Here is an 11681-nt window from a genome sequence, read left to right on the forward strand (position 1 = left end):
TTATGATGAGCGAATTGTTCTTTTAATTTTCTGATCAGTCTTGTATTGCGACAAAGCATAGACCGCCCAGATGGCAGCCGGGATCCAACCTAAAACTGTAATCTGGAGTACCAAACAAATGATGCCTGCAAATGGTCGTCCTATGGTGAAAAACAGCAGCCAGGGAAAAATTAAGGCAATTAGCAATCTCATTTCAAATTCCTATGTATTTTTTCAAAAAATTAATAATTAACTGCCGACAGATCAAACAGCTTACGATCTCTTTCATCCGTTAAATACTTATCCATCTGAGCAATCAGTTTTGCTCTGGCTTGTTCATCATCTTCGGTAATCTTCAACATGCAGGATCCAATTAAAATCTTGCGTCTGGTATCGTCCTTGCGTAGCTGTTCTTTCTCTTTGGCACGTTCTCTTGCCAGTGCTGCCTGTCTTTGAGCCTTTAACTGCTTTAGCTTTTCTTCCTGTGCCTTGATTTTGCTGTCTAGTGTTTCAGTAACGCTCATTAATCCAATACCATCATTCTGGGAAACCATCCCTAACATAAGCGCACTTGAATATGCATTCAAGGTGCTATATGTATAGTAATGTTTTCCTCGAAGAGCGCACTTATGCAAACTTCGTTTGCAAGTCCGATTGGGGTCTCCCCAATACCCCGACAACCGTATCCACGGTTGTATTTCACTACGTGAAAATTTAAAAGCGAAAATAGGCATGGCGATTTACCACTTTTCAGTCAAAACCGTAGCACGATCAGCAGGGCGTTCCGCTACTGCTGCGATTGCCTATCGGGCAGGTGAAAAGATCTATTGTGAACGTGAGGGCCGAGAACATGATTACAGCCGAAAAACAGGTGTGGAATATAAAGAAATTTATTTACCCGAAGGCGCACCAGAACATTTAAAAAACCGGGAAAGACTCTGGAACGAAGTTGAACAACGGGAAACCCGAAAAAACTCGACAGTTGCCCGAGAATTTGAAATCGCTTTTCCAAGTGAATTAAATCAGGAACAACGCCTGGCCATGCTCGAAGAGCTATGCGCCAGTATCGTGGACAGACATCAGGTGGCCATCGATGCCTGTATTCATGCACCGCATACTGGATCTGGTAGTGATGAACGCAATTATCACGCGCATATCCTGATGAGCACACGCAAACTTACTCAGGAAGGCTTCACCGAGAAAACCCGGGAACTGGATCAGAAACACAGTGGAGAAATCGAACACTGGCGCGAACACTTTGCCGATATCTGCAATATGCACCTGGATCTGGCTGGATACACTGCCCGAGTCGACCACCGCAGCTACAAAGACCAGGAGAATGGTTTAGAAGCCACGCTGCACGAAGGGCCGAAAGTCACCGAACTGCGCCGAAAAGGGATTGAGACCGAAATCAGCCGAAGCAATGACGAAATCAAACAGAGAAATCAGGCTCAGCTGCAATACAGCAAAAATATGGATCTGCTGATTGCTGAAAATGAGATCAAACTCAGCACACTGAAAACAGAACAACAGACTCAGATCGAAAATAGCGCTAAAACGCCACCAATCGACGAAAAAGCCCTGTTTGAAGAAAAACAGAGGGAAACCCTTGGCAAAGTGCTAAAACGCGAAATCAGCGCAAAAGACGCGAATCTAGACCTAGATTTTATGCAGCGCAATCTCAAACAAGCCGAAATAAACCTGACCAAGCACCACAAACATCAAAACGAGTTCAATCAGCAGCTTGCCCAGGAGATCGTGAAAAACGGACTTAAGCAAAGTCATGACAAATTGCAAAGTCTGGTCGATCAACACAATGAATTAACCCAGAACAAACCCTTACTGTTTGGAAAAAAAGCTTGGGAAGCCCAACGTGATGCGATTTACCAGGAACACAAAAAGCTGAAAGGTCAGCATGAACACCAGAAAAAACATGGTGTGAAGGATTTATTGGAAAATGAAAAGTTTAAAGAACATGCCTGGAAGCAGTACCAACAACAACATCCAGCCAAAGCCAAGCAATACCAGACTCTATACCCATCCTATCAAGTCATTAAAAAATGTGTGGATGAGATCAAAGCAGAACAACAGATGAAACTCAGACAGGAACAACAGCTCAAAGCACAGCAACATGCGCCTAAAATGAAATCTCGTGGCATGAGTCGCTAAACAGAGCGAGTGTCTACGAGCGAACTGAAAAAATTTGCCCATCCCTTTCCCTGATTACAAGCTCCCTATCCATCAATCACCTGCATGACAGAGCATCCCGCATGGGTGCGAACTTTCCAAGTTTGATTCCTAAATCGAGCGTAGCGAGAAAAAAAGCTCATGAGCGAAGCGAATTCCGAGCTGCTTTTGATCTTGCTTTTGCTTTTTCTTAAATTCACGACAATATGAACCAAAAATTGCCCCGACGAATCGAGCGAAAGCGAGATTCAATAGAGTTTGAGCGTAGCGAAAACCAAGGGCAATTTTCATGAATTTTCTTTTTTATTTTATATTTATAATATTTAATATTTGAAGCATTTTTTCTTTTTTGTTTTCAATATATTATGGTGGTATAAACATAGGTTTTATCCGTTTCAAACATAGGTTTTATCCGTATAAACATAGGTTTTATCCGTTTCAAACATAGGTTTTATCCGTTTCAAACATAGGTTTTATCCGCATAAACATAGGTTTTTATTTTACTATTTAAATGAGTATTGTTATGATGATTCCCTAAGTGAAAAATTTATCTAGATTTTGGTAAATCCATATAATGTTTATAGGGAAATAAGAATGAGCCGTTCAGAAAATTTAGACATGTCGATTCTTGTCTCTAAAGCAAATGATTTAGTAAAAGCTCATTATAAAATGACTGTTGTTGAGCATAGATTGTTCAATATCGCTTTATCAAAAATTCGTTCTAATAAGATTACATTAGATAATAATGTACCAATTACCATTTCAGCTCATGAATATGCAGATCTGTTTTCAGACACCATAGATGGCGGTTATAAAGCCCTTAGAACGGCTGTAGATACTTTATTTGAACGCCAGTTCACATTAGAGCGAGAAATCTCAAATACTAAAAAACACGTTAGAACATATAGATTTATTCAAATGAAGGGATATCTTGAAGGTGAAGCTAGAATTGAAATTCAATTTGCTAATGACGTCTTACCATTTGTAAGTGAGCTAGCTAATAAATTTACTCAAATTGATCTTCAACATACGGTTGATTTAAGCAGCCAATATGCCAATCGCTTATATGAAATTCTTAAAGAAGTGCAGAACTATAAAGAGCAAAAAGTTTTTCTAGAGTTGGACGATCTTCGATCTAGGTTCGGTATCGAAAATAAATATAAAACTATGTCAAATCTAAAAGACAATGTCCTGGACTTAGCTGTCACTCAAATAAATAAGAGCAAAGCCTGCGATATATATAACCTTCAATATACTAATAAGAAGGCAGGGAAAAAAATTATAGGATTTGAGTTTACCTATAAAATTAGAAAGCAACCAAAGAAGTCAGATATAGCTATACAACCTATAGTTTTAAAAATGACTGATTCGCAACGTTATCTTTTTGCTAATAAACTCTCTGAGCTTACCGAGATGAATAAATATTCTCAAGGTACAGAAAGTTACTCTCAATTTGCTGTTCGCATTGCCGAAATGTTGCAGGATCCACTTAAAATTGAAGAATTACTGCCATATCTAAAGAAAGTAGGATTTAATACAAAATAAACTTCATGTTCAGATTGGATGTTCACATGAACATCCTTGTACACGCACTGAGGGATTACATTGAACACAACAAAATTCAGCGTCATGGATGCAAGTAAAGCCTTTAAAAAATCACGTACAACAATATATGAGGCTTTAAAAAATGGTGAATTATCAAGAGATCATGATGGTCTTATAGACTTATCTGAACTTATCAGAGTTTATGGCAATCCAGTCGGTGTTCAGTCCAGTACACGTACTGAACAAGTTCAGAAGGATGTACAAGTACACGTTCAATCTGAGGTTGAAAGTGTATTAAAAGATCAAATTTCTTTACTCAAAAATCAGTTAGATTTAGCAAATCAAAGAGAAAAGTCTTTGATGCAACATATTGAAGATCTTACTCATAGAATTGAGTTTAAAGGCACCTTAGAACAGCCAAAACAAGAAAATATTAATAAACTAAATGAATCTACTAATTCGAATATAGCAACAGATCCTCGGCCACAGACCGAGTCAAACTATGACGAATTGACTACTCCTCAGAAAGACAATAAACGTATCCCTGTTCCAGAACACGTTGAGCCTGAACCAAAAAAAAGGGGTTTCCTGAGCCGTTTTTTTCTTCCTTATGGTTAGCCAGGACTCCAATTTTTTGATGGGCCAATTTCAGTGCAAGCACATGAAATAATGACTCACCAAAAAACCGGATGAGGTTTATTAAGACTGAATAAAACCGTGGAACATTGTTCAATATTTAAGCGTGGAACATGAATAATCAATAAAAAGCCGTTCTGGTGCCCTATACTCCAAAACGGCTTACTTTAATATACTGATATTTAAAGAGAAATATCAAGCATTTCGTATAAGGTGTATTATGTTATTTTTAGAAAAACTTAACTTAAATAGATAAATCTAATATATTATCTTTCTCACAATTTCATAAATATCAATTATCTAATAAGCTTTAAATTCTCTTACTAAGTCTGTATGGTGTTTTATCAGAAAGATACTATAGAGGGTAATATGCATAGTTTTTCTGTAAAAGAATTGGATCAGTTGATTGAAAATGATCTAAAGGAAAAGAAAAAATCCAGTAAGTTATTGATTGGATATAAACTATTTCATGATCTAATGAATGACCCTAAATTTCATGCAGAAGTGACAGATTCAGCCCTGAGTGCCACAAAACGAAAATATAAGAACCTCAAGATCAAGATTACGACGGATAAATATCAACTTCATTTTGAATAAAACATAAAAAAGAGAGCTGGCAGCTCTCTTTTTTATGATAGAAGTGTACTAGTGAGTACACTTCTATCATCTCCATTTTACATAATGTTCATTATGAATAGGTTTTACAATTTCATTAATTATCATATAGATATATTTTTTTGACTTCGTATAAGGTGTATTGTGTTAATTTTAGAGATTCTACATAAACGTAAAATCTCCTGCGCTTAGATTCTGGCATGTGTTCCATACTTATCAATCATGATAGAGCTGGCTTCATTTAAGCCACGCACAGTGACATTCACACCATTCTTTTGAAATTTTTTTACAACAGAATCAAGCATGGCGACTGATGTTACATCCCAAATGTGAGAATGGGTCAAATCAATAATCACATCCTTTACATCCTCTTTAAAGTCAAAACCTTGCATGAATTTTTCAGAAGAACTAAAGAAGATCTGACCTCTCAACTCATATAAACGGGCCATTCCTTCAAAAGATGCTGTCACCTGGATATCATTTTCAAGTTTATTCGCCAGGAACAAGGCTGAAAGTAATACGCCTGTTAACACACCCAAAGCCAGGTTATGCGTAGCAACAACTACAATCACCGTCGCAATCATGACGAAATTACTGCTCTTAGGATTATCTTTTAACTGAGTGACAGAACTCCATTCAAAGGTACTGATAGAGACCATTATCATTACCGCTACCAATGCAGCCATTGGAATCACTTTGAGCCAGTCACTGATAAATACAACCAGAATAAGAAGAAAAATGCCCGCAGAGAATGTTGATAAGCGTGTAAGGCCACCTGATTTTACGTTAATCATAGATTGACCAATCATTGCACAACCGGCCATGCCACCCATAAAGCCAGAAGCAATATTCGCAATCCCTTGTCCCTTACATTCCTGATATTTATCACTTGGCGTATCAGTCATTTCATCCACGATAGTTGCTGTCATCATCGATTCAAGTAAACCTACAGCCGCCAGTGCGACTGAATAAGGCAAAATAATCATCAATGTTTCAATATTCAAAGGAATATCTGGAATCAAGAACATTGGAAGTGTGTCAGGTAAAGACCCCATATCGCCCACGGTCCGGACATCAATTCCTAAAGCGATTGCCAATAATGTGATTGCAATGATGCAGACTAGTGGAGAAGGGAGTAATTTTCCTAATTTGGGAACCAGAGGGAATAGATAAATAATTGCTAAACCTAAAGCAACAAAAGCATATACATGCCAGGTCACATTAATCAGTTCAGGCAATTGAGCCATGAAAATTAAGATCGCTAACGCATTTACGAATCCAATAACCACAGATTTAGATACAAACCGCATTAACTTGGCGAGCTTTAAATAGCCTGCCAATATTTGAATCACGCCTGTCAAAATTGTTGCTGCCAGCAGATATTCAAGCCCATGCTCTTTGACCAATGTGACCATAAGCAGCGCCATTGCGCCAGTGGCTGCTGAAATCATGGCAGGACGACCACCTACGAAAGAAATCACGACGGCAATACAGAAGGATGCGTATAGACCAACTTTAGGATCTACACCTGCAATAATTGAAAATGCGATGGCTTCAGGGATGAGTGCAAGACCGACGACTAATCCGGCAAGTACATCCCCACGGATGTTAGAGAACCACTGTTCTCGGACATTAGATAACATAAACATAGCCTGTTTTTTAATTTTTCAGATAGGCTAGTGATGTGATATATACAACACACAAGCGACTACACCACATCACTAGCTAGACAGTGATGAGTTATTTACAGATTTAAGAAGGTAAATAAACTTAAGGTGGCGTAGGTGTCATAAGATGAAGAAACTTTTTAGAGTAAAAAAATCAGGACAAGGGTAACAGCTAGGTACTTTTTTATAAAGCCTGGATGTATATCCAAGCTTTGTTTAATCTGTATTTTATGAAGCTTTTAGCTCCCCAAGTAATTGACCTATTTCCAAACGTGTGTAGCCGCGTTCTTTAAAGATCAAAACAATAGCCTGTTTATAATCTTCAGAAATAGCCGTTTTATATTTATTAATTAATTGCAGCTCAGCATTAAGCTGGAGATCATTTTTGATCGTCAATACTTCCGTAGAGACTTTATTAAAAATCTTGAAATTAAACATACAGGTGCTCTTTATCAATATTGTAGCGGCCCGACTACAACAAACACCTGCCTCAGCTTAGCTGGACACCCTTTCCAAAAAGATTATAGAAAAAATGAAAAGTTTCAAGTTTTACTAAACTAAAGATAAAAAAGTATCAAACTTACGTATTTTAATAATAGAAGGTTGTTGAATTAGCTAATCAATTTTTAAATAATAGTACTCAAAGGAGATGGCTATCCTCCTTACACAAACCGCCAATTCTGGCTGATGATACCTACGTTTCCCTCAAGCAGGGTACGTAGTCGCGTGCTCTGCTTTTACAAAATGGAGCTACGCTATGTTTTCCCGTCATAAAGTTCTTTATTTATATATCTTTTGCTGCTCATAACTAGGAGCAGACATGTATCTTTCTCTTTTATCAATTGCTCTCGGTTCTGTAATCGGTGCCTGGCTTCGTTGGGGCATAAGTCTAAGATTTAATAGCGTATTTGAAAATATTCCTTTCGGGACAGTGATTGTTAACTTAATCGGTGCTTTTATTATTGGATTAGCTGTATCATTTTTTTCAAATAGCTCAATAAGCCCTAATTATAAGTTATTCGTTGTGACAGGCTTCTGCGGTGCTTTAACGACCTTTTCAACATTTTCAGTTGAAATTGTTGCGTTGCTACAAGCTTCAAAGTTTGAATATGCTATCTCAACAATAGCCATCCATGTAATAGGTTCATTAATCTTTACAGTACTAGGAATACTTTCCTATCAATTTTTCACTAATCATTAATAATCTAAATATTAGAAGGTAAAACAATGAGTTTTAAAAATGTTAAAGCAGGTACTAATCCACCAGATGACTTTAATAGCATCATCGAAATCCCGGCAAATGCTAAACCCATCAAGTATGAAGTGAATAAAGAATATGATGCTTTATTGGTTGATCGCTTTCTAAGTACAGCAATGTCATATCCGTACAATTACGGTTATATTCCTCAAACATTAAGCGAGGATGGTGATCCCTTAGATGTATTTGTAATAGCTCCCCATGCGGTTGCTGTAGGATCAGTAATTCGCAGCAGACCTGTCGGAGTCATGTATATGGAAGATGAAGCCGGTATTGATGCAAAGATCATTGCTGTACCTCATTCTAAGCTCACACCTCTATATAACAATGTTGAAGATCTGAGCGACCTCCCTCAGCTTCAATTAGATCAAATGAAACATTTCTTTGAACATTATAAAGACTTGGAAAAAGGTAAATGGATGAAATTTAATGGTTGGGGCAATGTAGAAGAAGCCAGACAGGAGATTCTAAAATCTATCCAAGCATACAAATAATTTAGATAAAAGGGACCCAAATCTGAGGTCCCTTTTTATGCTATTTAACATAATGGATATTATACGCAATACACTTGTATATTATTTTAAATATCAATCACTTGAAAATTTAGCCATGACTAAGAAAAAGCAAAAAATCGGCTTTTGTAATAAGTTGGTGAGTTTTTAAGCGAATCTGTAACATTTTGCCAAGAAAATTGGTTAAAAAACGATCAATTTAGCAATCAGTGCCCATTTCATACGGATCCAGGTTCCAAAACTATCCCCAATTGCTGGGGATAAAATTTAGGCTATTTTGTAGGTTAGAACGCACAAGAATATCGGCTATTTGCGGCTATTCTGAAAACTGGAGTTTTCCTATGATGAACTCATCAGGAACAGGAAGTTCCATAACATAAAACAAAAATTATAAGTTATTGCACATGGACCAGAGGGTACAAAAGCGCAGCAAGTAACAATAGAAACCCCCGGCAGAATACCGGGGTTTTTTATTATTTGGATTTCTTAAATCAGCGTCGGGTGTGCGTCCAGGATACGAATTAAAGTCGCTGCAGGACCAGTCGGATAGCGACGGCCTTGTTCCCAGTTTTGTAGGGTTCTTGCGCTAATATGCAAACGTGCAGCGAATTCTGCTTGGGTTAAACCAGTTTTCTCACGTACTTCTTTAATATCCGGCAATTCAAGTTCTGTAACTCGACTGGCCTTTATCTCATTACGTTTAATGGCACCAGCTTCTTTGATTGAAGCAACCAAGTCATCAAATAAGTTGTTATCCATGAAATTGCTCCTTCACTAATTGACGCAGGATCGAGGTTTCTTTGTCTGTCAGATTATCTTTCACAGACTTTGGATAAGCCACCAGGAAGAAGATCTGATCATCTTCTGTGACCCAATAATAGATCACCCGGATACCGCCACTTTTGCCTTTATTGCCCTGAGCACAACGTACTTTACGTATTCCACCACCATTCTTGATCAAGTCGCCTCTATCAGGCTGTACCAAGAGATCTTGCTGGAGCTGACGATACTCTTCATCACTTACAAGCTCTTTGATTTGCTTGGTAAAAATACTGGTTTCAATGAATAACATGGGCACAAGTACGTCAATGGCGTATAAGAATTTTAGCAGTTTTAGAATTAAAAAACGAGCGCTGTAGGCTCTTGTTGCGCATAATGTGTCTGATGTTAATTTTAAATGCTCTTAATATTTTTATATTTCTAAAAATTCAATATTAATTGAACTGAATTATAAAAATTAATGTATTTTATTGAAATTAAATTATTGTTATTCATAAATATTCTGGAGTTACAGAAATGGGGAAACAAACTAGAATTAAAGGACGTGGTAGAGCTCGTTCAGTTTACTATGCTGGTCTTAATATTGTGGTACATCCCCACGAAACACCAATGGTATATATAGATCTTCTATATTTTATTCAAAACAAAATCCAGAAACCTATTTCAATAGGCAATAATACTTCTATCTACTTGTATGATATTAAAGAAATAAGTGAAGGAAAGCCTCTAGAAGGTGTAACTGGCACACTCTTAAAGTGTACTGATATTGATATTAAGGAGTGGTTTGACCTTAATGAAAAAGAAATAGTTGATGAAAGTTCTGCGAATACTCAAGTAAAAATTCCACCTAATTACCTAGCAAATGCAAAGTTTTTTGATTTTGTTTTTTATCCTAAGAAACATCTGATGGTTACAGAGATAAGAGATAGTTCAGGATCCGTTCAGATATCTGTTTTTAAAAGATACTTTGAAACGATATTTAAAAGAGAAGACTTTTTAGAAAACTTCCAATCAGGACATGTAACGGCAGTAACCGATGATAAACAAGTAGAAAGCATCTTAGCTTCTAAAAAACTATTAAAATTAGATATTACTTTATATAAGCCAAATCCTGATGATCTAACAAGTTTAAAAGGTAGAATCATGGGACACTTAGCAGATATCAAAGCAAAAAAGTTACAAGTAATCGCAACTGCTGAAGAAAGCTCATATCTAGACCCTGATCAACAACTGGAAGATTTATCTCGTGTTGCAGCAGATAATGGTGAAGTAGAAGCTGTTATGATGACTAATGGAGAAAGGAAAACTGTAAGTACCACTGAGTATCCAAAAATCATTAAAGATGCTTACTATCCTAAAGAAATTTCTCAGAAAGAATTTTTGCTATTAATGGCAAATAAGTATTTAGATGAAATTTAATTGAGACAATAGATGTCAAAAAATCCTACTGCTTTATTAGTTTACTGGGAAGCATATGGTGGTTTTACAGCTATCATAAAATCTTTCTATTTTTGGGCATCTATTCTCATAACTTTACTGTGTTACTCATTTTGGTCTACCGAGAATGATTGGTTCTTGATTCCACTATCAGGTTTACCTAGTTTATTAGGATTCGCGTTAGGTGGATATGGAGTATGGCTATCCGTTGGCAATCCTAAGTTAAAGAAATTATTAAGCTTATCATTTGAAAAAAATAGTCATCATTCTGACTTTTTAGTCGTTAACGCTACTTTTGTTCACTTTATAATACTTCAAGTTATATCATTCATTTATTTATTAATTTTGAAAGCGAACTCTATAGGTAAGCTTCTGAATTATATAAAGTTAAATTATCCATTGAATTATAGTCATTGTACCGAAGTAGTTATAGATTTTCTAAAAGTATTTGCACATGGTTTTGGATTTCTAATTTTTGTATATTCAATTATTACAATGCTGGCTGCTACATTTGCTATTTTCAATATAGCAATTATCACTGATGAAATTAACAAAATTGAAGATGAAGACTTAGATGCTTTATTAACAGCATTGTTGGAAGAAAAAGAAAAAAAATCCAAATAATGTACTGCCGAATAGCAATTCAGGTTGACGGATCCGCGCATCGGTCGTCCACGACAGTAGATAATTGTGCTTCCTGGGCTGAGATTACGATTCACACACCGTCTTGACACATTCCCAAATCTATTTTGAGCTTATTTAACATAAAACCTCTTATACGAAGCCAAAAAAGTAGCCCCACCCCCATGTTGGATAGGAGCTTTATGGCAAAAAATAGAGTGAATTCGATAAAAAATGAAATCCTCTAATTCTTGTTTTAATTATTTTTCTAACTAAGAATTAGAGGATTAATTTCTTTACCTCTGGAGTTTTATAATTATTGTTATAAAATTTATTAAATCACTTATTGCTCAAATAATCTTCACAATCTGATCATTCACTCATGGATAAGTGTGATGGAAATCACAAAATCAATCAGATCTAAAAATCATACAATTACACTAT

The 11681-nt window shown here is 36.4% G+C and carries 14 protein-coding genes and 1 riboswitch; of the genes, 8 read left to right on the plus strand and 6 right to left on the minus strand.

The annotated features are described in order from the left end of the window. Positions 1 to 192 (minus strand): YqaE/Pmp3 family membrane protein, encoded by a 192-nt coding sequence (locus tag PYW33_RS16735; protein ID WP_023278714.1) that lies wholly within the window; start codon positions 190 to 192, stop codon positions 1 to 3. A 29-nt stretch (positions 193 to 221) separates the two neighbouring features. After that, positions 222 to 503, minus strand: a complete 282-nt coding sequence (locus PYW33_RS16740) for a hypothetical protein (RefSeq protein ID WP_005098300.1) — start codon at positions 501 to 503, stop codon at positions 222 to 224. Positions 504 to 711: 208 nt separating this feature from the next. Here PYW33_RS16740 and mobQ point away from each other — a divergent pair, with 208 nt between their 5' ends. The 4 genes from mobQ (at position 712) to PYW33_RS16760 (ending at position 4944) form a co-directional block, all read left to right on the plus strand. Then, positions 712 to 2148, plus strand: coding sequence for a MobQ family relaxase (mobQ, locus tag PYW33_RS16745; protein ID WP_016807113.1), 1437 nt, complete (start codon positions 712 to 714; stop codon positions 2146 to 2148). Between the two features lie 612 nt (positions 2149 to 2760). Further along, complete coding sequence (repM, locus tag PYW33_RS16750; RefSeq protein ID WP_005225810.1) at positions 2761 to 3711, plus strand: replication initiation protein RepM; 951 nt, start codon at positions 2761 to 2763, stop codon at positions 3709 to 3711. A gap of 60 nt (positions 3712 to 3771) precedes the next feature. Further along, positions 3772 to 4329 (plus strand): plasmid replication DNA-binding protein, encoded by a 558-nt coding sequence (locus PYW33_RS16755; protein WP_240664393.1) that lies wholly within the window; start codon positions 3772 to 3774, stop codon positions 4327 to 4329. A gap of 387 nt (positions 4330 to 4716) precedes the next feature. Next, on the plus strand, positions 4717 to 4944 hold the full coding sequence (locus PYW33_RS16760; protein WP_000555568.1) for a hypothetical protein: 228 nt from the start codon (positions 4717 to 4719) through the stop codon (positions 4942 to 4944). 206 nt (positions 4945 to 5150) lie between these two features. On the opposite strand, the gene PYW33_RS16765 is transcribed toward PYW33_RS16760, so the two are convergent. After that, positions 5151 to 6605, minus strand: a complete 1455-nt coding sequence (locus PYW33_RS16765; RefSeq protein ID WP_005225410.1) for a SulP family inorganic anion transporter — start codon at positions 6603 to 6605, stop codon at positions 5151 to 5153. A 252-nt stretch (positions 6606 to 6857) separates the two neighbouring features. Then, a complete protein-coding gene (locus PYW33_RS16770) occupies positions 6858 to 7067 on the minus strand; it encodes a hypothetical protein (RefSeq protein WP_004282305.1) in 210 nt (69 codons plus the stop codon). 198 nt (positions 7068 to 7265) lie between these two features. Continuing rightward, positions 7266 to 7333, plus strand: a riboswitch (Fluoride riboswitch). Between the two features lie 116 nt (positions 7334 to 7449). Here PYW33_RS16770 and crcB point away from each other — a divergent pair. Both crcB and ppa read left to right on the plus strand, forming a co-directional pair. After that, a complete protein-coding gene (gene crcB, locus PYW33_RS16775) occupies positions 7450 to 7830 on the plus strand; it encodes a fluoride efflux transporter CrcB (protein WP_005225409.1) in 381 nt (126 codons plus the stop codon). 26 nt (positions 7831 to 7856) lie between these two features. Then, entirely contained in the window at positions 7857 to 8381 is a 525-nt protein-coding gene (gene ppa / locus PYW33_RS16780; protein WP_005225406.1) for an inorganic diphosphatase, read from the plus strand. Between the two features lie 504 nt (positions 8382 to 8885). On the opposite strand, the gene nadS is transcribed toward ppa, so the two are convergent. Together nadS and PYW33_RS16790 are read right to left on the minus strand one after the other, a co-directional pair. Further along, positions 8886 to 9158, minus strand: a complete 273-nt coding sequence (gene nadS / locus PYW33_RS16785; RefSeq protein ID WP_004641921.1) for a NadS family protein — start codon at positions 9156 to 9158, stop codon at positions 8886 to 8888. Then, positions 9151 to 9471, minus strand: coding sequence for a type II toxin-antitoxin system RelE/ParE family toxin (locus tag PYW33_RS16790; RefSeq protein ID WP_016807108.1), 321 nt, complete (start codon positions 9469 to 9471; stop codon positions 9151 to 9153). Before PYW33_RS16790 ends, nadS begins: the two co-directional genes overlap by 8 nt. 224 nt (positions 9472 to 9695) lie before the next feature. Between PYW33_RS16790 and PYW33_RS16795 the strand changes: the two genes are divergently transcribed. Continuing rightward, positions 9696 to 10598: a DUF4747 family protein gene (locus PYW33_RS16795; protein ID WP_016807109.1), complete on the plus strand. Its 903-nt coding sequence runs from the start codon at positions 9696 to 9698 to the stop codon at positions 10596 to 10598. A gap of 12 nt (positions 10599 to 10610) precedes the next feature. Next, the gene (locus PYW33_RS16800; protein ID WP_016807110.1) at positions 10611 to 11240 is read left to right on the plus strand and encodes a hypothetical protein; all 630 of its coding nucleotides are present in this window, start codon (positions 10611 to 10613) and stop codon (positions 11238 to 11240) included. Positions 11241 to 11681 lie beyond the last annotated feature (441 nt).

Source organism: Acinetobacter lwoffii (genome assembly GCF_029024105.1).
In the GTDB taxonomy this organism is placed as follows: domain Bacteria; phylum Pseudomonadota; class Gammaproteobacteria; order Pseudomonadales; family Moraxellaceae; genus Acinetobacter; species Acinetobacter lwoffii.